We start from the raw sequence: 21,194 nt of genomic DNA on the forward strand, positions 1-21,194 counted from the left end.
TCAATGTAATTGGGTACCACACAACCACCCGATCACCCCAACCGGCGGCGCACCCCATAAACCTCCGGATTGACGACAAATGCCGGGCACCGGCCATCGAACTCGTCCAGGATCGCCTGCACCGCCGCGTGCCCGACCCGCACCATGGCACTGCCGGTTTGTCCCGCGACATGCGGCGACAGCAGCACGTTCGGCATCGACCGCAGCGGCGAGTCCGGCGGTAACGGCTCCACGGCGTAGGTGTCCAGCGCCGCGCCTGCCAGATGCCCGGTATTCAGCGCGGCGATCAAGGCTGCCTCATCGACCAATTCGCCGCGGGCGGTGTTGACCAGCACCGCACCCGGTTTCATCGCGGCGATTGCATCGGCACCGATAATCCCCGCATTCTCCGGCACCAGTCGCAGATGCAACGATACGATATCCGCCCGGCGCAACAGTTCGTCCAGCTTCACGGTCGGAACCGAGGGCAGGGGAGCATCCCGTCGACCGGGTTCGGAGGCCAGCACCTCCATCCCAAAGGCCTGGGCAACACGCGCCACCCGCATCCCGACCGCCCCGCAGCCGACGATTCCCAGCGTGCTGCCCTCCAGCGCACCACCCACCAACGGCTCGCGCGACCACAGCCCCTCGCGCATGCTAGCGTCTGCGGCAACCACCTTACGAAGCAAACCCAGCAGCAGGGCAATGGTATACTCGGCAACAGCCCCGGCATTTGCCGGCCCCGTTGTCGTAACGATGACGCCCCGCGCGGTCGCCGCCGGCAGATCCACCCCGTCGCTCCCCGCACCATGCCGCGCGATGATGCGCAGGTGCGGTGCCGCCTGGATAACGCCGGCGGTAACCACCCCCAGCCGTGCAAGGATGGCATCCGCGTCCCGACAGGCCTCGCTCAACGTAGCCTCATCCGGATACCCATCCAGAATCCGCAGCTCCGCTCGGGTCCGGAGGCGCGCGACCACCTCCGGATGGACGGTGTTATCTGTGAGTACGACGAGCGTCTAAAGACCCTCCAGCACGTAGTCGTGGTCGTGCAGGACAACACGACGCTGGAACTTCCACTGTCCGCCGATCTTCCGCAGTTCGCAGTCGTAACGGCCAGGCGCCATCAGGCTGCTCTTCCCGTCCTTGGTCAGGAACACCGTCAGATAGCACGTCGCATGCGCGCGATTGCCATCTACCGTCATCATCAGGTTGGACAGCACGTGCCGCAATTGCGACCCGCCGGCCTGAAAACGAGCGAAACGATGCGCGAACGCGGTGATGGCGGCGCGTCCGGTGTGCTCACCCACCGCGGGGCTGACCAGTGTTCCGTCTTCGGCGAAGCAGTCGATGACGGTGTCGGCATCGCCCGCGTCGAGCGCACAGGTATAGCGCACGAACAGGTCGTTGATGCCGAACCGGTCCTCGATCGAGGGCGATGCCATTCGGTTGCCTCCTATGCCAGTTGATCGGGACGGAAGCCGATGATCTGCTCGAACCGGTCGGAATAGCGGTCCCAGATCTCGGGGTTCACCAGGCGGGGCGGCACGCGGCCGCGCAGCAGTGCGATCCATTGTTCGGCGGCGGCGATCGACATGTCGTACAGCGTCTCGATCGTGACGCCGGCGATATGCGGGGTGGCCATGACGTTGTCGAGATGCAGCAGCGGATGATCGGACGGCGGCGGCTCGACATCGAATACGTCGATCCCGGCACCGGCGATGCGGCCAGCCTTCAGCGCGTCGACCAGCGGGCCTTCCTGGTGGATTTTGCCGCGCGCGGTGTTGATGAAATACGCATTCGGCTTCATCCGCGCGAACGCCTCGGCGCCGAACATGCCCAGGGTTTCGCTGTTGCGCGGGCAATGCACGGTGATGAAGTCGGATTCAGCCAGCAATGTCGGAAAATCCACCTTCTGCGCGCCCCGTTCGGCGACCTGCTGCTCACTCAGATACGGATCGCACGCCAGCACCCGCATATCGAACGCATTGGCAAATTTCGCGGTCAGCCGCCCGATCTGGCCGATACCGACGATGCCGACGGTCTTGCCCTTGATGTTGTTGCCCGACAGCGTCATCCGGTCGTTTGCCGTGCCGTTGACCATCGCCCGGTGCGTGTAGCCGACCTTCTTGGTCAGACCGAGCATCAGGGCGATGGCATGTTCGGCGACGGGTTCGCTGTTGGTGCCGGACTGGTTGACGACGATCACGCCGGCGGCGTTGCAGGCATCCACATCGATCACGTCGTAGCCGGCACCGGCCGAGGAAATGGCCAGCATGTTTGGGCAGCGCGCCAGCAGCGCGGCATCGCCGAACCACGGTTCCTTCAGTTCGGTACGGGCACTGATCTGGTAGCCGACGGCGGTTTCCAGCGGCGGCCAGTTATCGGCATCGGGATCGGCGTACTGCAGCCGCGTCAGTTCGATGTCGTCCTCCGCATTGAGAACCCGTTCCGCGATCGGGTCGAACCAGCGCTCGAAATAAACCAGCCGCTTGCGATTAAGTGCCATCGGTACCGCTTTCCTCTCTGTCCCAACGCTCGTTGGGCTGATATTGTCATACTAATCGGCGGGCTTGGGTGTCAACGAAGCCCCGGCGTGGGGAGGGGCTGGCGCGATGCAACACAAACGTCGTTACATAGTCTATGTGCTGTTGTTTCTGTTCCTGTCGATCTATTCGCTGGATCGGGCGATGATGGGCGTGGTCGGCAGCACGATCGCGAAGGAAATGCAGATCGGTCCGGTCGCGCTGGGCTATTTGTTTTCCTCCTATCTGTGGCTTTACGCGCTGACATTGCTGCCCGCCGGTGCGATCACCGATCGTGTCGGCCCCTGGCGCATGAGCACGGTCGCCGCCGGCGGCTGGTCGATCTTCCAGATGCTGGGTGGCTTCGCCACGTCGCTGGGGTTTCTGCTGGTAAGCCGCCTGGGCCTGGGCGTGTTCGAATCCGCGGCCAATCCCTGTGCGCACAGCGCCATCCGCGAATGGACGCCGCGTGGCGAACGCGGCTTCGTGACGGCGATCTGGTACAGCGGCACCAACGCCGGCCCGGCGCTGGGCACGCCACTGGTCGCCTGGCTGACGACTGTCTATGGCTGGCGGTCGGCGTTCTTCGTGACCGGAATCCTCGGCCTGGTCTGGGTCGCCATCTGGTTGCCGCTGTATCGATCGCCCGACCGCGCACGCTGGCTGACCGAAACCGAGCGGACAAAAATCCTCGCCGAACGCGACGGCACGCCGAAGGCACTGGCGGAAGGCGCCGTCGGGTATCGCGGCCTGCTGCTGGAAACGCCGACGCTGTGGGGCCTGGCGCTGGCCCAGGGCTGCATCAACTACACGTCCTATTTCTTCCTGGCCTGGCTGCCCGGGTTCCTGCAGGCGTCCTATCACCTGACGGTCATGCAGGCGGGCGGCTACACCGCCGTGCCGTTTGCCCTGAGCACCGTGCTGAGCATCGCCCTGAGTTACGGCTGCGACCGCGTGCTGACCCCCAGGGCCATCTATGACGGCAAGCGCCGATACGCCGTGGCGTTGGGCGCGCTGCTGTCGGCGAGCATCGTACTGACGCCGTATGTCGGCTCGATCGGACTGGCGACGGCGGTGCTGACCGTCGCCCTGACGTTCAACACCTTCGCGCAATCGATGAATTTCGCGCTGGCGAACGATCGCCTGCGATCACCCGCCGACGTCGGACGCACCTACGCGTTTTTCACCCTGGGCGGCATCACGTTCGGCATCCTGGGTCCGATCGTCACTGGATATCTGGTGGCGCTGACCGGGAATTTCAAAATCGCGCTGGTGCTGTGCGGGGGGCTGTCGATCCTGGCGGTGATCCTTGTCAGCACGCTGACCCATCGCCCGCTTGGCGAACGACGGACCGTGACGCAGGCCGCATAAGGGGGGAATGGCTGGCCGAGCGTTGACACACCGTGCATGCCACCGGATATCATATGATAAATGATCGGGAGCTGCGGACATGGTCCAGGAAAAATTTGTCATCGGGAAGGTGGCGCGACGGTTCGTTCCGTTACTGATCACGGCGGCTTTCCTGGCCTATCTGGACCGGGTGAACGTCAGTTTCGCGGCCATCACCCTGAACCGGGATATCGGACTGTCCGCCGCCGCGTACGGCTTCGGGGCCGGCGTGTTCTTCCTGCCCTATGTGTTGTTCGAGGTGCCCTCCAACGTCATTCTCGAACGGGTCGGCGCCAGACGGTGGCTGTCACGCATCATGCTGAGTTGGGGCCTGGTTTCCCTCTGCATGGTCTTCGTCCGCGGTGAATACAGCTTCTATGCCGTCCGCGCCCTGCTCGGTTTTGCCGAGGCGGGCCTGTATCCCGGTGTCGTGTTCTTCCTGACCACGTGGTTCCCGTCCTCGTATCGTGCCCGTATCGGTGGGCTGTTCTGGCTGTCCATCCCGCTGTCCACGGTTATCGGCGCGCCGGTATCCGGCCTGATTCTGGGTCTCGATGGTGTCCTGGGTCTGCGGGGCTGGATGTGGCTGTTCGTTCTGGAGGCGTTGCCGACGTTGATCCTGGCATTCGTGCTGCTGCGCGTGTTGACCGACCGCCCGAGCGAAGCCGCCTGGCTCAGCGCTGAGGAACGCGAATGGTTGGTCAAGCGCATGGCAGCCGAACAGACGGACGCCGCGCATGGCCATGCGCCGCTGGACGCCTTGCGCAACCCGCGCGTTCTCGCGCTGGGTCTGGTCTGCTTCGGGGCGGTTATCATCAACTATGGTCTCAGTTTTTTCCTGCCGCAGATCGTGAAAGGGTTCGGTCTGTCGAATACGATGGTGGGAATGGTCTCCGCATTGCCCTACGTGGCGGCGCTGTTCGGTATCATGACGTTCGGATTCATTTCGGACGCAACGCAGAACCGGCGAGGCTGCGCGGGGGCGGCGATCGTCCTGTGCGCGGCGTGCCTGGCGGTGTCCACGCTGTTCGATGCACCGGTGGCGAAGATGGCGATCCTTGTCGTGGCTGGATTTTTCATGTTCGGCTACCTGCCGGCGTTCTGGGCGCTGCCGGAACGGATTCTGCAAGGCCCGGCCCTGGCGGCGGCTATCGCGACGATCAATTCGATCGCCAACATCGCTGGTTTCACCGGGCCTTATCTGATGGGGTATTTGTATCAGCAGACTGGCAGCTACCGGATTGGCCTGCTCGCGCTGGCGGTCATCGGCGCGGCATTGTCGTTGCTGTTGTTTGGGATCAGGACGCGGCGGGTCGAGGTCTGGGACGGGCGTGAGGCCCGGGCAAGGTAGAGAGCGGCTGGGGTGGGGGCCAGACAACACGGCTCCTCGATGAACCGGATGCCAGCGCCGGACCTGAATTGACAAGGTCCACTTCGCGTCGCCAATGACTCAAATGTAACCGCTCTGCCTTCGGCCATTTACGATCATCGGGAACCGGCGGCTACCAGCGATATTCGCTGGTGCCCCCGACGATCGATAACGGAGTCCTATGCTTTCCGCGGCGACCAGCCATAAGCCTTCGCGCAGGCGCCGCCCATCAGCATGGCTCGCTCCGAGTCACTCAGGCGGTCGGTTTTGAGGAACGGCTCGACGGCCTGCTCGAAGTTGACGACCGCATAGGCGCGAGTCCAGTCCGTGCCCCACAGGCAGCGCTCGAAGCCCCAGGCGTCGAACACACGGGCCAGCGGGTCCCAGATGTCCGGGAACGGGAACGGCTGGTGGGACAGCGTGCAGGCGCCGCTCACCTTGATCACCGCGTTTGAGCGCTTCGCCAGTTCCAGCACTTTCGGCAGATCGGCCCAAGCCTGCGGCGGTGCGGGCGGCACATGCGGTTGCACGATGCCCAGATGATCGATGATGAACCGCGTGTTGGGATGGCGGTCGATCAGAGCGGTGCCGACCTCCAGATTGCCCCAGAACAGGACATTGACGGGAAAGTCGTGGGCAGCGGCGGCTCGGGCGATCCGATCGATGCCGGGATCGTCGGCCTTCCGTCCTGACTCCTTCGGCAGCATGATGCGGATTCCGACCGTCCCCGGCGTCTTCTTCCAGTCGGCGATAACGTCGGCAACGTTGGGATCGTCCGGATCGACCGGCTTGATGATCGCGAAACGGTCGGGATGGGCTTGTTGCACTTGCACCGCATAGCTGCCGTCATAACGGTACAGGCCGAAGGCGGAGATGAAGATCGCGCCGTCGACCCCGACTTTGTCCATGGCCGCCACCATCTCATCACCCGTAACATGCGCGGGCCAGTTCGGGACGTTGTGCCAGGGGCGCTTCGGCGTGTTCGCCTCATAGGCGTGAACCTGTGAATCGATAATCGTCATCGGGGGATCTCCTCTTTGTCATGCAAGCTTGGCGACCGCGGCTGGTTTTTGTCCAGAGGGTGGAAGCGCCAGTACGACCCTTCAATCCAGTTGGAACCCGTACACCTCGCGGAAGATGAAGATCGCCGCCAGCAGGCCAACGATAGGGAACACCAGCACGAACGTCGTGGCGTTGGCCTGGCCGATCATGGCGAACAGCGACGGGAACAGGAAAATCCCCATGAACACCGCGATCTTGTTGAACACGTAGGTCAAGCCGCCGGCGACCCCTCGATATTCCGCCCGAGACACCACGGTGGCGATCGTCAGCGGATTGGTGACCGCCCAGATATGCCCCCACATCATGATGGCGGCGGCCAGCGGCAGCAGGAACGGATGCCCCGTGTACAGCGCATAGGCGGCGATCGACAGCCCGACGATCACGGTGGAGAACCCGGCGATGCCGACGCCGCGATGTCCCAGCCTGGGCAGCATCGCCGGCCCGACCCAGGCGGCGATGCCGGCGATCACCCAGATCAGCCCGGTCATCAGGCTGGTGCCGATGATCGATGACACACCGACCATCATGAAGATCACCGGAATGTAGAAGCCGAACGTCGAGAACTGGCCACCGCAGCACAGAAACGAAATCCAGCTGTAGATGCTGGCCCGCCAGCGGACCGGATCCTGGCGCAGGTCGCTCAGGAATTCCCGCAGCGGCGGCTTCCTTATCGTGACATCCATATCCGGCAGCATGTCCAGGCTGTCGCCGTAGATCTGCCGCGATGTCGCCTTGGCCTCGCGGAACCGGCCCTGGCGGACCAGCCAGATCGTCGTCTCCGGCAACTCGCTGCGCATGATCAGGATGATCACCGCCGGGACCGCTCCAAGCCCCAGGATCACCCGCCACATCCATTCGTGCGACATGCCAGAGACCAGGAACAGCGCCACCACCGCCGCGCAGACCGCCTGGCCGGCGGCGTACATGACCTGCCATCGGTTGCCCATGACCTCGCGCCGGCCGGTGGGCAGATATTCCATGATGTAGGTATAGCTGGTGGTGACGTCGGCCCCCAACGGGATGCCCAGGACGAAACGGATGACGATCAACTGCTCGATGCTGGTCACAAAGGCCTGCATCGCTGCCAGCACGATGAAAAGCGCGATGCTGGCCATGAACATCACCCGCCGCCCTAGCTTGTCGGTCAGCCAGCCGCCCAGCAGTGCGCCCAGTACCGCACCCGCCTGCACCCCGGCGGCGCTAAGCCCCAGCAGCAGCGGCGACGGATTGAACTGCTGGCGGATGAACGTCAGCACGAAGGCGATCGAGTAATAGTCCCAGGCCTCCACGAACAGGGAAGCCAGCATCAGGATCCCGATGTAGTTGCCCTTCGGCGCGTAGGTGCCGGCGATATGCCTGACAGCTTCATCCATCGCCGTCTGTTGAGTGACAGTCGTTGACACGTCGGACGTTTCCCTATCCCGTTATTTATTCTGCACTCCGATCAACTGATCCGCACCAGCTTCTGCAGGCTGCGGATACGCCGAGGCCTGGCGGCCCCGGGAAAAACATGCTCCCACGCGGAGTAGGAGACCTCGCCGACATACAGGTCGCCGCGGGAGTCCATCGCCAGCGTGTGCGGCGCGATGAACGCGCCGTCTTCCGTGCCGGCATGCGGCGCGCCCAGCCGGCCCAGCAACTGGCCTTTGTGATCCAGGACGGAGATACGCGGCCCGATATTCGGATACCGACGATTGATCGCCAGGAACGGCCCGAGTTCGCCGACGAAGAAGATCGGCTGTCTGGTCCCGTGCATATACAGCCCGCAGGGGCGGAACAGATTGTGCCATTGCGTCACGAATTTGCCGTCGGTGTCGAACACCTGGATGCGGTAGTTCTCGCGGTCGGCGATGTAGACGAACCCGTCATCGTCGCAGGTGATGTTGTGCACCACATTGAACTGGCCCGGGTCGGTGCCGAAATCGCCCCAGGACAGCTTCCAGCGCCCGTCGGCGCCGTATTTGTGCACCCGGGCGTTGCCGTAGCCGTCAGCGACCAGGATGTCGCCATCCGGCGTCAGCGCGGTCTGCGTCGGACGGTTGAACGGCTGGCCGCTGAACTCCGGTGCCGGCGCACCTTTGGTGCCGAGGGTCGAGAGGACCGCGCCGTCCAGGGTGCAGCGGTGGATGACGTGATCGCCTTCATCGGCGCACCAGATGGTTCCGTCGGGGGTCAGATGCACTGCGTGGGGGCGGTTGAATATCGTCTCGCCCCACGTCTTCAGCACCGTACCGTCGCGGTCGAGCACGATCATCGGCCGGTCGCCGCGGTTGAATACGAATACCCGATCCTGTTTGTCCACGGCGACGCCGCCGACGTCCTTCAGGTCCCAGTCATCCGGCAGTTTCGCCCAGCCGGGCTCGACCCGGAACTTGAAATCGCCTGATCCGACGATGGCCGTCATGCGCGTATCCTTCCCGGTTGCGAGGCGACCAGCAGCGACGGGCCGACCTGGTCCAGGCCGGTGCAGCCCAGCATCGCCATGTTGCGGTCGATCTCCAGCGACAGCAGGGAGATCGCGTGCCGCACGCCGGCCTTGCCGCCGATCGCGGCGGCATACAGGAACGGCCGGCCGACAAAGGTGAACTGCGCGCCCAGCGCCAGTGCCTTCAGCACATCGGTGCCCCGGCGTATGCCGCTGTCCATGGCCACGGTCATCTGGCCGGCGGCATCCCGGACCTCGGGCAGTGCCGCCAGGGACGGCATGGCGCCATCGAGCTGCCGTCCGCCATGGTTGGACACGATGATGCCGTCGATCCCCAGTGCCTCGGCCTGTTGGGCGTCCTCGGGTGCCAGGATGCCCTTCAGCACCAGTGTTCCGGGCCAGCGGTCGCGGATCCAGGCGATGTCGTCCCAGCACAGTGCATCGCGGCGGCCGAAGCTGCGTTCGGCCTGGGCGGCGATCAGCGGGGCGCCGCGCACTGCGTCGACATTTTCGAAGTGCGGCATGCCGCGGGTGAGAAGCGTCCGGCACAGATTGCCGAACAGCCAGCGCGGATGGGTGATGCCATCCCAGGCCAGGCTCAGGCTCGGTCGCAGTGGCAGCATGAAGCCGTTGCGGGCATTGTTCTCCCGGTTGCCGGCCACCGACACATCGACGGTGATGACAAGGGTGCGGTAGCCGGCTTTTGCCACGCGATCGACCAGGGGGCCGATGCGCGTGCGGTCGCCGGGGATGTAGGCCTGGAACCAGGCATCCTGATTGGCTTTCAGGATGGTTTCCAACGGCATCAGCGACGAACCGCTGAGGACGAACGGGATGTTGGCGGCGCCGGCGGCTTCGGCCAGCACCCGTTCACACTCGAACGCCATCAGCGACGTGGCGCCCATCGGCGCGATGCCGAACGGCGCGGCGTAGGTCTTGCCGAACAGCGATGCGCCCAGGCTGCGGCCGACGGTATTGACCAGCACGCGCGGGCGGAACGACCAAGCGGCAAAGGCGTTGCGGTTGGCGTCGCGTGCAGCATTGGTTTCCACGCCACCTTCGACGAAGCCGAAGATGCGGTGCGGCAGATGACGCCGAGCGCGTGGCTCCAGGTCGTCCAGGGCGTAGATGCCCGCCAGTCTGGCGGGCAGATCGGCTGCGAGCTGTGGCGTAACCGAGGAATAGACCCGTTCCTCGCTGCGCGGTTCGGTCGTGGCATCGGCGAAGTCGGCCGGCATCCGCGTGTCTCCCCGTGGTTGCGGCTTCTAGGCGTATGGTAATATGATTGGACCTCCCGTCAAGGATCACCCCACCGGGGAACGAGGCCGCCATGAAGATCACCGACGTTCGAGCTCATGTTTTGGAAGCGCAACTGGCGCAACCATTCGCGTATTCACGCATGTGGTATGCGAAACGAATGTCGATGATCGTCGAAATCACCACCGATGAGGGTTTGGTTGGCTGGGGAGAATGTTACGGTCCGGCGCGCATCAATGCTGCCGTGGTGAAGGAACTCGGATCGTTTCTGATCGGACAAGACCCGGTGCGCGGCGAATTCCTGTGGCACGAACTGTATGCCCGCTACCGCGACCACGGACAGAAGGGAGTCGTCATCCAGGGCCTCAGCGGGATCGACATCGCGCTGTGGGACCTGAGGGGCAAGTATTTTGGCCAGCCAATCCACCGGCTGATGGGCGGGCCGGTGCGCGACAAGATCAAGGCCTATGCCACTGGCTTGTACCGCCGCGACCGCCCCGACCACACGGTGTATTTGTGCGAGGAAGCTCTCGAATCCCGCGCCCTCGGCTTTCAGGCGATGAAACTGAAAGTCGGCTTCGGCGTGGACGATGACGTCAAGGCGGTGCGAGCAGTGCGCGAAGCCATCGGCCCCGACATCGGGTTGATGATCGACGCCAACCACGCCTACGACGCCGTGGAGGCGATCCGCCTTGGCCGCCGCATCGAAAAATACGACATCGGCTGGTTCGAGGAACCGGTCCCGCCCGAGGACCTCGACGGCCATCTGGCGGTAAAATCCGCACTGTCGATCCCCATCGCCACCGGGGAGTGCGAATTCACCCGCATCGGCTTCCGTAGCCTGCTGGAACGCCGGGCCGCGGACTATATCCAGCCCGATTTATGCGCCGCCGGCGGCCTGTCCGAGTGCAAGAAGATCGCCGACATGGCGCTGGCCTTCGGCGTTCGGTTCGCTCCGCATGTCTGGGGTACCGGCATCGCCGTTGCTGCCGCGGTACAACTGCTGTCGGTGGCCGCGGATTGGACACCGCCGTCGCTGAACCCGGTGGAACCGATGCTGGAATTCGACCGCACCGAACATCCGGTGCGCAGCGCGCTGCTGGCGGCACCGATCGCACCGGTGAACGGCTACGTCACGGTTCCGACCGGACCTGGCCTGGGGATCGAGGTGAACCGCGAGGTTCTTACGCGCTTTCGCGCGGACGCGTAGAATGATGATGGAAGGAAGCCACCGATCTCCTTCCGGTTGAAACAAGCAATCAAGCGGACACGAAATTGCGCGGTGTTCGCACGGAAGTAATCAAGCGCACACAGAGTTGCACCGAGTTTGCACAGAGTGGCACTGAGAAAAGAATTGGGCGCTTCGCGCGGTTGATTTGGCGTTCATGGCCGAACTTAGTGCATGTAGCGTAACATGGTCTTCTCGGTGCAACTCCGTGCAAACTCGGTGCAACTCTGTGTGCGCTTGATTGCTTTGTCGAACCAAAATACGAACCAGCCCAGACGAGCACTGCCGCCTCAGCCCAATTCCAATGCCGGAAACCCGGCAATACCCATAGACACTGCCTTGGCTGGTAGCGTGATGGGGGTAGGGGTTACCAGCGTGCCCGTCAGCACGATCTCGCCTGCACGCAACGAAAGTCCGTTTCGTGCAAGCGCCTTTGCCAGCCATCGCAATGAGTCGAATGCGCTCAGTACATCCTGTGCCGAACCAGTCTTGCGCTGGCCATCGATCTCGATGAAGCCTGCGGCGGTGGTCAGATCCTGCGTGCGCCACGCGGGATTTTCCGGCCCGAGGACAAAGCCGACCTGGAAGAAGTCGTCGGCGATCAGACTGGGCACCCCGACCGCCATAGCGTCGCCGTAACGGTTATCGATGATTTCGCACGCGATGTGGCAAGCACCGATCGCGTCCGCAACATCCACATCATCACCGTCAAGGTCACGCCGCAACACCACCGCGATCTCGCACTCCAGTGATGGGCTGGCCAACCCCCGGCCCAAAGCATCCGCCAGCGACGGCGACCGCCCGCTGGCGAGCAACCCCGCATAGACCGGCTCCCGCAACCCGAAACCACGCTGGCCGCCGACCGATGTGCACCCGACCTTCCAGCCCACCCGAACGTCGCCACCAGCGGCAAGCCGATCATGGACGGCAGCTTGCAGGCGGTAACCATCCTCGATCGTCGAGGGGCGAAGCGGCGGCGCGATCCCTGACCAGTCCGGCCGCCGGCTGCGCGCCTCGACGAACGCCTGCACACTTTCCTGGTTCATGAACTTGCCCCTCATCCCCCGTCAGCCGATTTTACCGACATATTTCTCCAGCGTTGTCCAGGCCTCGTCACCGAGTTTCCCCCGCCACTCCGCGTAGAATTTCGCCGCACGCAACTGCGCCCTGAAACTGTCGGGATCGGTGTCGTTGAACACCATGCCCTTGCCGACCAGCAGGCTTTTCGTCGACTCGTTCAGCTTGGCGATGTCCGCCCGCTGGTCGATCGCCACCTCGTTGAAGTTCCGAGCAACGATCGTTTGCAGATCGGGCGGCAGCGCATGCCAGGCATCGGCATTGCAGCAGATCCAGAAGCCATCCCACACATGGTTGGTCATCGAGCAGTATTTCTGCACCTCGTAGAACTTCCCCGCCTCCACCTGCGACAGCGGGTTTTCCTGTCCATCGACGATGTGCGTCTGCAGTGCCGAGTAGACCTCACCGTACTGCATCCCCACCGGTGCCGCCTTCAGCGCCTGGAACAGGCTGATCAGGCTTGGTGCTATCGGCGTGCGCAGCTTCAAGCCGTCCAGGTCGGCAACAGTCCGCACCGGGTGGTTGCTGGTGGTGATCTGCCGGAAACCAAGGTCCCACATCCGGTCCATCGGCATCAGCCCGGCCTTGGCGATGATCTGGCTCCGCACGAGGCGCCCCAGATCGCCATCCATCGCTGGCCATACCTTGCTGTAATCGGCGAAGATAAACCCCAGCGCATTGACCGCCGTCACCGGCAGGATCGAGGACAGGATCTGCCCCGTCGGCTGGCAGAATTCGATCGCACCACTGCGGGCCTGGGACAGCAGGTCGTTGTCGCCGCCCAACTGGCTGTCGGGGAAGACGTGCAGCTCCATGCGTCCCTTGCTGTCGCTGGCGATACGATCGCCGACCTCCTGCAGCCGCTTGTTGAACGGATGTGCCGCCGGCGTGCTGGTGCCAATCTTATAGGAAAATTCAGCATCCGCCCGAGCCCGGCGTGACCCCAGCGCGAGCGCGGCGCCACCCAGGGCCATTGCCCGTCGTGTTGTTTTCATTGTTTCGTTTCCACCTTTATTCATAACGCAACGGTCGTCAGCCATGGCACGGCCGTCACCACGACCAGCCCGATCAGCAACGCCAGGATGTAGCGGCCGATATACGGCAGCCCTTCCTCCGGATCGCAGGACCCGATCGCGCAGGCGACGTAATAGCCAACGCCGAACGGCGGCGAGAACAGCCCCACGCCCATGCTGAGCACGGCGACCACGGCATAATGCACCTCATTCAGCCCAAGCTGATGCGCGATCGGGAACAGCAGCGGGCCCATCAGCACGATCGCCGGAATGCCCTCCAGCACACTGCCCAGCACGATGAAGATCAGCGCCGAGACCGCCAGGAACGACGCCGCGCCACCGGGGACATGGACGATCCAGGCCGCCACCCCGCGTGAGATGCCGGACTGGGTGATCGCCCAGGCCATCGCCGTGGCGGCGCCGACGATCAGCAGGATGGCGCCCGACAGGTTGGCGGTCTGCACCATCATGGGCCACAACCTGGCCCACTCGAACCGCCGGTAGATCAGCAGCCCGGCGACGCAGGCATAGACGATGCCGATGGTCGACACCTCGGTCGCCGTCGCCACCCCTTCGACGATCGCTGCCCGTATCACGAACGGCAGCGCCAGTGCCGGCAGGGCAACGACCAGGCTGCGCAGGATGGCGGAGCCACTGGCGCGTGGCGCGACATTGTCACCGCGCCGAGCACGCAGCCAAACCACGAAGGCCAGGAACAGCCCGCCGGTGATCCCCGGCACCACGCCGCCGGCGAACAGGCCGGCGATGGAAATCCCGGTCACCGATCCGATCGTGATCAGGATCAGGCTGGGCGGAATCGTCTCGGTCTGCGACCCGGTGGCGGCCAGCAGGGCAACCAGTTCGCCGCGCGGGATGCCGCGCTTCACCATCTCGGGGAACAGCGCCGGCGCGATCGCCGCCATATCCGCCGCCTTCGACCCGGAGATGCCGGAAACCAGGTACATCGCCGCGATCAGCACATAGGACAGCCCGCCACGCACATGGCCCAGCAGGTTGGACAGGAACGTCACGATGACGGCCGCCATGCCGGTCATCTCGATCAGCAGCCCCAGGAACACGAACAGCGGAATAGACAGCAGCACCGGGTGGCTCATGCCCGCGTCCATGCGGGCAACCAGCACCGACAGCGGGATATGCGTCGACAGCGCCAGGTAGCCGAGTGTCGCGATACCGAAAGAAAACGCGATTGGGATGCCGGCCAGCACGGTCGCCGCGGCAACCCCCAGGAAAAACACCAGCAGGTTCAGATTGCCGAGATGGTGAAACACCGGCGCCAGCAACACCATCACCCCGCAAAGCGCCAGGAACACCGCAAACCCGGCGGCATCCGCCAGCCCAGGGCGCCGCACGCGGGACAGCATGGCGACCAGCATTAACGCGATCCCCACGGGCATCGCCGCCGCCCGCCATGCCATCGACAGATTGATGGTGGTCAAGCTGACGATCTGCTCGTTCTGCACGTAACGCAGCGCCGGCATCAGGGTGGACAGCAGGAACACCACCGCGGCCGTCACCGCGAACGCCTCCAGCCCACGCCGAACCCTCGGCGCGGTGCGGTTGATCAGCGCCGTCATCCGCATATGCGCCCGTCCGCGCACCGCCAGCACCGCACCCAGCATCGCCAGCCACAGGAACAGCAGCGACGTCAGTTCGTCCACCCAGATCTGCGGCGCGTGGAAGGCGTAGCGCGCGACCACGCCGATGCTCAGCAGCACGATCTCCGCCGTCAGCAGTACCACGCACACCGTCGCCAGCAGATGGCCGAACCAGCGATCCAGCACCACGCCAATCCCGGGTCCGGCGACCAACGGCTTTTCGGAGACGATCTGCATCGCGATCAGCCAGGATCGGGCAGTTTCTCCAGCTTCTGCAGTGCCTTCAGATTGTCCGGCCGAGGTTTCCCCGGAAACGCTGACGGCCAGGAACTGGCCACCACTTCCCCCACATAGATATCGCCACGCGAGTCCACCGCGATCCCATGCGGCGACATGAACTGCCCCGGTTCCTGCCCCGTCGCATCATGCGTCCGGCCCAAGCGAGCCAGCACATTGCCCTTGCCGTCGAGGATGCTGACCCGCGGCCCGATATTCGGATACTGCCGGTTGACGGACATATACGGCCCGATCTCACCCACATAGCACAGCGGACAGCGGCCGAACGTCATGCACAGCCCGCTGGGCCGGTGCAGGTTGTTCCACTGCGTCTCGAACTTGCCGTTGCCGTCGAACACCTGGATGCGATGCGCCTCGCGGTCGGCGACATAGACCCAGCCATCCGGGTCGCAGACGATATTGTGTGGCAGGTTGAACTCACCGGGACCGCTGCCGGGACGCCCCCAACTCAGCAGCAGCTTGCCGTCAGGCGAATACTTGTGGACCCGAGCGTTGCCGTAGCCGTCGGAAACATACAGGTCGCCGCTGGGCGACAGTGCCGTATGCGTGCAGCGGTTGAACGGCTGGCCGGACATGAACGGCGATGCCTTGCCGGGCACGCCAAGCTGCATCAGCACCTTGCCCTCCGGAGTGACCTGCCGGACGGTGTGGTCGCCGTCATCGGTGCAGTAGATCGTGCCGTCCGCTGCCATCTGGATACCGTGCGCGTGGGAAAAAGTATCCTCACCAAACGAGCGCAGGAATTTCCCCTGCCGGTCGAACACGATCATCGGGTGCTGACCGCGATTGAAGACAAACACGTTGTCGTTCTGGTCCACCCCGACCGCGGCGACCTCGTGGAAGCTCCAGCCATCGGGAAGCTGAGCCCAATCGCGGTTCACCCGATAGCGGAACGCGCCTTCGCCGAGGATCACCTGACCATCGACCACTTCCTGGCCTTCCTGCACGCCCGTCCTCCATCATCTTTTGTTCTGCTGCTTAAGTCTGGGCCGCGCTGCTCGGTTGGACAATTTGCTTTTTCGACCCAATCGATTACTTTTGGTGATCAATGGACGCCAGGGACCTGCGCTATTTCATCGCTGCCGCCGAAACCGGTCATTTGCACCAGGCCGCGGAGCGTATTGGCCGCAGTCAACCCGCCCTCAGCAAATGCATTCGCCGCCTGGAAACCGAGATCGGCGCTCGGCTGTTTCAGCCCGTGGGCCGCGGCCTGAAGCTAACCCAGGTGGGCCACGCGTTACTGGTGCGTGCCCGAGGCATCGTCCTCGAAATGCAGGACACGCTGCGTGAGATCACCGACATCGCGCGCGGGGACGCGGGTCACGTGCGCCTGGGCAGTGGCCCGACGACGGCCGAATGGCTGCTGCCGGAGCTGTTCCGCCGCCTGCTGATCGAGGCGCCCGGGCTGACATTCCAGGTGACCACCGGATTGGGCGATGTCCTGCGCCAGGGGTTGCGTGAGGGGCGGCTGGATCTTGCGATCACGCCGCTGGTCGACGGCGATGCGGCGGAATTCGAATCATTCCCGATCGCCGAGGACATGATGGTGGTGGCCGCTCGGATCGGGCATCCGCTGGATCGGCCGGGGCTTCGGCCAGCCGACCTTGCCAGGTTCAGTTGGCTTTTGCCGGCAGCGTCGCTGGCATCGACAGCGTGGTTGCTGCGGACCTTGCAGTCGACCGGGGTGCCCACCCCGCGCATCCAGGTCGAGGCGGATACCGTCATCATGCTGCGCCGTGTCGTGAGCCAGACCGACCTGCTGACGTTTCTATCGCGACGTGACCTGGCACATGGTGAGGGCGTGGCGCTCCGCGAACTGGATCTGTCTGGCATTGTGCTGCGAAGACGTGTCGGCTCCTTATCAGTGCGCAACGGGTACTTGTCGCCGGCGATCAATCGCGTCATGGCGCTGCTGCGAGATCGCACATACATGCTTGAAGCAGGCGTCCAGGATCTGCAAACCAGCCACCGAACCGCGGCGGAACCGGAGCGGTTGATCTGACGACGGTAGCCGGGATCGACCCATCATCGCGCCGCTTTCAGGCGCAAGATCGCGCATTGGGCCTGAAAGCGCACAGGACAAGATGCGTGCGAAAGGTCAACGCCCCCTATTTCTCCCAAACCGGCGGCGCAACCGCTCCCACCTGTCCGGTGATCCGTCCATACGCCTCTGGCCGCCGGTGCTTCTCGAACGCGAAAATAGTCGTCCGCCCCAGCACGCACAGATCCAGGTCGCAGTCCGCGGTGATCAGCTCATCGTCCCAGCTTGCCGCCATTGCGACGATCTCCCCCTGCGGATTGACGATGATGGAGTGCCCGAACAACTCGCAACCATCCTCCACACCCGCTTTGGCCGTGGCGACCGCGAAACAGGCGTTCTGATAGCATCCCGCCTGGATCGACAAATGCGAGTGGAACACCCGCAGATGATGCGCCTCGAACCCACCGGCCTCCATGTTCAGGCTCGGTGTGTTGTAGCCCAGCGCCACCAGTTCCACGCTTTGCAACCCCAGCACCCGCCACGCCTCCGGCCAGCGGCGGTCGTTGCAGATCATCATTCCCATGTTGATGCCGTCCACCCCGCCCATCGGCGCCCGAATCACTGGAAAGCCCAGGTTGCCGACCTCGAAATAGCGCTTCTCCAGATGCTGCACGACACGTTTCGGATTGTACTCCGCGTGCCCCGGCAGATGCACCTTGCGATATTTCAGCAGGACGTCGCCCGCCGGCCCAACCAGTATCGAAGTGTTGAACCGCCGCTTGCGCACGCTGCCGGTTTCATCCGCCTCATACGCGATCTCGGCGTATCCCAGGTGAAATCCGATCCCGTACCGCCGGGCCGCATCGAACAGCGGCGCCGTCTCGTTCGACGGCATCGCCGTTTCGAACCAGCAATCGGCTTCGGCGATGTCGTCGTGATAGTGCCGCGGGAAGAACGTAGTCAGCGCCAGCTCCGGAAAAACCACCAGTTCCACACCGCGCTTGTGCGCCCGTTCCAGCAGCCGGACCATGCGCGCGACGGCCACCGAACGCGGTTCGGCCTTCTGGATCGGCCCCAACTGAGCGGCGGCGACGGTGATGATGCGGGACAAGCAATCCTCCTTCTCAAACCGGGCCACGATGCCACGGCTACCCAGATACGCAACCGCCCGAACTTGCCGTTCCGGTGCCGTGACACTACGAAGCAAAAAGGTGGCCTGACACGTGGGCCGGACATGCAGGGAGGACGGTAATGATCGATCATGACGTGAGGGTCAGCCCATCGAAGGCAGGCCTGAAGCGGGAAGACCAACTCGCGTGGAAGTTCGCCGGCGTAGCGGCCGACAAAGTCGCGGTGACAAAGCCCGTCGCGGAGATGATCGTCAACCGCGTCATCGACAACGCCTCGGTGGCGATCGCCTCGACCAACCGCCATGCCATCGTGTCGGCGCGCGACATGGCCCTGGCGCGTCCGAACAAGAACGGCGCGTCCGTCTTCGGCGTGCCGTCCAGCAAGCGCGTCAGCCCGGAATGGGCTGCCTGGGCCAACGGCGTGGCGGTGCGCGAACTGGATATGCACGACACGTTTCTTGCCGCCGACTACTCGCATCCCGGCGACAACATCCCGCCGATCCTCGCCGTCGCGCAGACGATGGAAAAATCCGGCAAGGACCTGATCCGCGGCATCGCCACCGGCTACGAAATCATGATCAACCTGGTGCGCGCGATCTGCCTGCACGAGCACAAGATCGACCACATTGCCAATCTGTGCCCGGCGCAGGCCGCCGGCATCGGCACGCTGCTGGGCTTGAAGCAGGACATCATCTACCAGGCGATCCAGCAGGCGGTGCATGTCAGCTTCACCACGCGGCAGTCGCGCAAGGGTGAAATCAGTTCGTGGAAGGCCTATGCGCCGGCCCATTCCGGCAAGCTGGCGATCGAGGCGGTGGACCGCGTGATGCGCGGCGAGGATGCTCCCAGCCCGATCTATGAAGGTGAGGACAGCGTCATCGCCTGGCTGCTGGACGGCCCCCAGGCACACTACGTCGTGCCGCTGCCGGCACCCGGTGAGGCCAAGCGCGCGATCCTCGACAGCTTCACCAAGGAGCACAGCGCCGAGTACCAGTCGCAGGCACTCATCGATCTCGCGTTCCGCATGCGGGAGAAAATCGGCAATTTCGACGACGTGGAAAAAATCGTGATCCACACCAGCCATCACACGCACTATGTGATCGGCACCGGTGCCAACGATCCGCAGAAGATGGATCCGAAGGCGAGCCGGGAAACGCTGGACCATTCGATCATGTATATCTTCGCCGTCGCACTGCAGGATGGCACCTGGCATCACGTCGACAGCTATGCGCCGAAGCGTGCGGCCCGCGCCGACACGGTAAGGCTGTGGCACAAGATCGAAACGACGGAAGACCCGGAATGGACGCGCCGCTATCGCGCGACCGATCCGAATGAGCTGTCTTTCGGTGGTCGCGCCGAGATCTTCCTGCGCGACGGCACCGTGCTGAACGATGAGATGGCCGTCGCCAACGCCCATCCGCTTGGCGCCAGGCCGTTCGGCCGCGACGACTACATCCGGAAGTTCCAGACGTTGACGGATGGGATCATCTCCACCCGGGAATCCAACCGGTTCCTGGAAGCCGCGCAGGAACTGCCGCGCATGCCGGCCGGCGAACTGCACCGTTTGAACGTGGCGCTGCCCGCCGGCACGCTGGTCGTCGGCAAACCCGGCATTCTCTAACCCTGGCCTTCTCTAACAAGGAGAAACGCATATGAGTGAGACAACTTCTCTTCCCAACAGAGCGAAGAAAGGCGTCGGCCTGTCCGGCGTCACGGCGGGCAACACGGCTTTGTGTACCGTCGGACGCTCCGGTAACGATCTGCACTACCGCGGCTACGACATCCTGGACGTCGCCGATACCTGTGAGTTCGAGGAGATCGCCTTTCTGCTGGTGCACGGCACGCTGCCGACACGCGCGGAACTCGCTGGTTACAAGGCGAAGCTTAAGGCGCTGCGCGGTTTGCCGATCGCGGTGAAGCTGGCGCTGGAAGCATTGCCCGCCGCGTCGCATCCGATGGATGTGATGCGCACCGGCGTCTCCGCGCTGGGCTGCGTGCTGCCGGAAAAGGAAGACCAGAACCCGCCCGGCGCGCGCGACATTGCCGACCGGCTGATGGCCTGCCTGGGCTCGATGCTGCTGTACTGGTTCCACTACGCCCATAACGGCAAGCGCATCGACGTGGAGACCGACGACGATTCGATCGGTGGGCACTTCCTGCATCTGCTGCACGGCAAGACGCCGTCGGAGATGTTCGTGCGCGCCATGCATACGTCTTTGATTCTCTATGCGGAACATGAGTTCAACGCGTCGACCTTCACCTGCCGGGTCGTGGCGGGCACCGGTGCCGACATGTACTCGGCGCTGACCGCCGGCATCGGCGCGCTGCGGGGGCCGAAACATGGCGGCGCCAACGAGGTCTCTTTCGAGATCCAGAACCGCTACGATTCACCCGACGAAGCGGAAGCGGACATTCGCAAGCGCATCGAAGCGAAGCAGGTGGTGATCGGATTTGGCCACGCGGTTTATACAATCGCCGATCCGCGCAACAAAGTTATCAAGGAAGTCGCGCGCCGGCTGTCGCAGCATGCCGGATCGATGAAGATGTTCGACATAGCAGACCGCATCGAATCGACGATGTGGGATGCGAAGAAGATGTTTGCCAACCTCGATTGGTTTTCCGCCATCAGCTACCACATGCTGGGCGTGCCGATGGCGATGTTCACGCCGTTGTTCGTCATCGCGCGCACCTCGGGCTGGGCGGCGCATGTGATGGAACAGCGCGTCGACAACAAGCTGATTCGTCCGACGGCCAATTATACAGGGCCGGAAAACCTGAAATTCGTGCCCATCGATCAGCGCGGCTGATTGCTTTTTTTACTCGATCGGAACCGCCGCGGCAGCAAT

The 21,194-nt window shown here is 63.8% G+C and carries 17 protein-coding genes and 1 pseudogene; 6 read left to right on the plus strand and 12 right to left on the minus strand.

The genetic code is table 11. The features are described from left to right. Positions 1–32: 32 nt before the first annotated feature. The 3 genes and pseudogenes from GSQ89_RS28665 to GSQ89_RS28675 all read right to left on the minus strand — a co-directional run. Positions 33–977 (minus strand): annotated as a pseudogene (locus GSQ89_RS28665) (hydroxyacid dehydrogenase); the annotation flags it as partial. A 21-nt stretch (positions 978–998) separates the two neighbouring features. Continuing rightward, entirely contained in the window at positions 999–1,424 is a 426-nt protein-coding gene (locus tag GSQ89_RS28670) for a nuclear transport factor 2 family protein (RefSeq protein ID WP_158931544.1), read from the minus strand. Positions 1,425–1,435: 11 nt separating this feature from the next. Further along, positions 1,436–2,488, minus strand: coding sequence for a hydroxyacid dehydrogenase (locus GSQ89_RS28675; RefSeq protein ID WP_158931545.1), 1,053 nt, complete (start codon positions 2,486–2,488; stop codon positions 1,436–1,438). A gap of 106 nt (positions 2,489–2,594) precedes the next feature. On the opposite strand from GSQ89_RS28675, the gene GSQ89_RS28680 reads away from it, so the two are divergent. Together GSQ89_RS28680 and GSQ89_RS28685 are read left to right on the plus strand one after the other, a co-directional pair. Further along, positions 2,595–3,875: an MFS transporter gene (locus GSQ89_RS28680; protein ID WP_158931546.1), complete on the plus strand. Its 1,281-nt coding sequence runs from the start codon at positions 2,595–2,597 to the stop codon at positions 3,873–3,875. 79 nt (positions 3,876–3,954) lie between these two features. Further along, the gene (locus tag GSQ89_RS28685) at positions 3,955–5,244 is read left to right on the plus strand and encodes an MFS transporter (RefSeq protein WP_158931547.1); all 1,290 of its coding nucleotides are present in this window, start codon (positions 3,955–3,957) and stop codon (positions 5,242–5,244) included. A gap of 197 nt (positions 5,245–5,441) precedes the next feature. On the opposite strand, the gene GSQ89_RS28690 is transcribed toward GSQ89_RS28685, so the two are convergent. From GSQ89_RS28690 to GSQ89_RS28705, 4 genes are all read right to left on the minus strand, one after another. After that, complete coding sequence (locus GSQ89_RS28690) at positions 5,442–6,284, minus strand: amidohydrolase (protein WP_158931548.1); 843 nt, start codon at positions 6,282–6,284, stop codon at positions 5,442–5,444. Positions 6,285–6,365: 81 nt separating this feature from the next. Then, entirely contained in the window at positions 6,366–7,727 is a 1,362-nt protein-coding gene (locus tag GSQ89_RS28695; protein ID WP_174254943.1) for an MFS transporter, read from the minus strand. A gap of 41 nt (positions 7,728–7,768) precedes the next feature. Next, the gene (locus GSQ89_RS28700; RefSeq protein ID WP_158931549.1) at positions 7,769–8,728 is read right to left on the minus strand and encodes a peptidyl-alpha-hydroxyglycine alpha-amidating lyase family protein; all 960 of its coding nucleotides are present in this window, start codon (positions 8,726–8,728) and stop codon (positions 7,769–7,771) included. Beyond that, positions 8,725–9,987: an alpha-hydroxy acid oxidase gene (locus GSQ89_RS28705; protein WP_158931550.1), complete on the minus strand. Its 1,263-nt coding sequence runs from the start codon at positions 9,985–9,987 to the stop codon at positions 8,725–8,727. The genes GSQ89_RS28700 and GSQ89_RS28705 overlap by 4 nt, the downstream gene beginning before the upstream one ends. A gap of 92 nt (positions 9,988–10,079) precedes the next feature. Between GSQ89_RS28705 and GSQ89_RS28710 the strand changes: the two genes are divergently transcribed. After that, complete coding sequence (locus tag GSQ89_RS28710; RefSeq protein WP_158931551.1) at positions 10,080–11,216, plus strand: mandelate racemase/muconate lactonizing enzyme family protein; 1,137 nt, start codon at positions 10,080–10,082, stop codon at positions 11,214–11,216. Positions 11,217–11,524: 308 nt separating this feature from the next. On the opposite strand, the gene GSQ89_RS28715 is transcribed toward GSQ89_RS28710, so the two are convergent. The 4 genes from GSQ89_RS28715 to GSQ89_RS28730 are packed head-to-tail and all read right to left on the minus strand — an operon-like array spanning position 11,525 to position 16,184. After that, positions 11,525–12,280 carry a 2-keto-4-pentenoate hydratase gene (locus GSQ89_RS28715; protein WP_158931552.1) on the minus strand — a complete coding sequence of 252 codons (756 nt, stop codon included), beginning with the start codon at positions 12,278–12,280 and terminating at the stop codon, positions 11,525–11,527. A gap of 21 nt (positions 12,281–12,301) precedes the next feature. Beyond that, positions 12,302–13,306 carry a TRAP transporter substrate-binding protein gene (locus GSQ89_RS28720; protein WP_158931553.1) on the minus strand — a complete coding sequence of 335 codons (1,005 nt, stop codon included), beginning with the start codon at positions 13,304–13,306 and terminating at the stop codon, positions 12,302–12,304. A gap of 20 nt (positions 13,307–13,326) precedes the next feature. Then, positions 13,327–15,177: a TRAP transporter large permease subunit gene (locus tag GSQ89_RS28725; RefSeq protein ID WP_158931554.1), complete on the minus strand. Its 1,851-nt coding sequence runs from the start codon at positions 15,175–15,177 to the stop codon at positions 13,327–13,329. 5 nt (positions 15,178–15,182) lie between these two features. Beyond that, the gene (locus GSQ89_RS28730) at positions 15,183–16,184 is read right to left on the minus strand and encodes a peptidyl-alpha-hydroxyglycine alpha-amidating lyase family protein (RefSeq protein WP_216856455.1); all 1,002 of its coding nucleotides are present in this window, start codon (positions 16,182–16,184) and stop codon (positions 15,183–15,185) included. 101 nt (positions 16,185–16,285) lie between these two features. Here GSQ89_RS28730 and GSQ89_RS28735 point away from each other — a divergent pair, with 101 nt between their 5' ends. After that, entirely contained in the window at positions 16,286–17,239 is a 954-nt protein-coding gene (locus GSQ89_RS28735; RefSeq protein WP_158931555.1) for a LysR family transcriptional regulator, read from the plus strand. A gap of 106 nt (positions 17,240–17,345) precedes the next feature. On the opposite strand, the gene GSQ89_RS28740 is transcribed toward GSQ89_RS28735, so the two are convergent. Continuing rightward, positions 17,346–18,329, minus strand: a complete 984-nt coding sequence (locus tag GSQ89_RS28740; protein WP_158931556.1) for an N-carbamoyl-D-amino-acid hydrolase — start codon at positions 18,327–18,329, stop codon at positions 17,346–17,348. 140 nt (positions 18,330–18,469) lie between these two features. On the opposite strand from GSQ89_RS28740, the gene GSQ89_RS28745 reads away from it, so the two are divergent. Together GSQ89_RS28745 and prpC are read left to right on the plus strand one after the other, a co-directional pair. Further along, complete coding sequence (locus tag GSQ89_RS28745; RefSeq protein WP_158931557.1) at positions 18,470–19,969, plus strand: MmgE/PrpD family protein; 1,500 nt, start codon at positions 18,470–18,472, stop codon at positions 19,967–19,969. Between the two features lie 31 nt (positions 19,970–20,000). Continuing rightward, entirely contained in the window at positions 20,001–21,155 is a 1,155-nt protein-coding gene (gene prpC, locus GSQ89_RS28750; protein ID WP_158931558.1) for a 2-methylcitrate synthase, read from the plus strand. The last annotated feature ends 39 nt before the right edge of the window (positions 21,156–21,194 follow it).

This window comes from Acidisphaera sp. S103 (genome assembly GCF_009765975.1).
Lineage (GTDB): Bacteria > Pseudomonadota > Alphaproteobacteria > Acetobacterales > Acetobacteraceae > Rhodopila.

Bases quoted from the DNA above. Each gene is read 5' to 3' on its own strand.
- prpC (WP_158931558.1), top strand. From the start codon at position 20,001: ATGAGTGAGACAACTTCTCTTCCCAACAGAGCGAAGAAAGGCGTCGGC.
- GSQ89_RS28670 (WP_158931544.1), bottom strand. From the start codon at position 1,424: ATGGCATCGCCCTCGATCGAGGACCGGTTCGGCATCAACGACCTGTTC.
- GSQ89_RS28745 (WP_158931557.1), top strand. From the start codon at position 18,470: ATGATCGATCATGACGTGAGGGTCAGCCCATCGAAGGCAGGCCTGAAG.
- GSQ89_RS28720 (WP_158931553.1), bottom strand. From the start codon at position 13,306: ATGAAAACAACACGACGGGCAATGGCCCTGGGTGGCGCCGCGCTCGCG.
- GSQ89_RS28700 (WP_158931549.1), bottom strand. From the start codon at position 8,728: ATGACGGCCATCGTCGGATCAGGCGATTTCAAGTTCCGGGTCGAGCCC.
- GSQ89_RS28705 (WP_158931550.1), bottom strand. From the start codon at position 9,987: ATGCCGGCCGACTTCGCCGATGCCACGACCGAACCGCGCAGCGAGGAA.
- GSQ89_RS28690 (WP_158931548.1), bottom strand. From the start codon at position 6,284: ATGACGATTATCGATTCACAGGTTCACGCCTATGAGGCGAACACGCCG.
- GSQ89_RS28735 (WP_158931555.1), top strand. From the start codon at position 16,286: ATGGACGCCAGGGACCTGCGCTATTTCATCGCTGCCGCCGAAACCGGT.
- GSQ89_RS28680 (WP_158931546.1), top strand. From the start codon at position 2,595: ATGCAACACAAACGTCGTTACATAGTCTATGTGCTGTTGTTTCTGTTC.
- GSQ89_RS28675 (WP_158931545.1), bottom strand. From the start codon at position 2,488: ATGGCACTTAATCGCAAGCGGCTGGTTTATTTCGAGCGCTGGTTCGAC.
- GSQ89_RS28685 (WP_158931547.1), top strand. From the start codon at position 3,955: ATGGTCCAGGAAAAATTTGTCATCGGGAAGGTGGCGCGACGGTTCGTT.
- GSQ89_RS28725 (WP_158931554.1), bottom strand. From the start codon at position 15,177: ATGCAGATCGTCTCCGAAAAGCCGTTGGTCGCCGGACCCGGGATTGGC.
- GSQ89_RS28710 (WP_158931551.1), top strand. From the start codon at position 10,080: ATGAAGATCACCGACGTTCGAGCTCATGTTTTGGAAGCGCAACTGGCG.
- GSQ89_RS28715 (WP_158931552.1), bottom strand. From the start codon at position 12,280: ATGAACCAGGAAAGTGTGCAGGCGTTCGTCGAGGCGCGCAGCCGGCGG.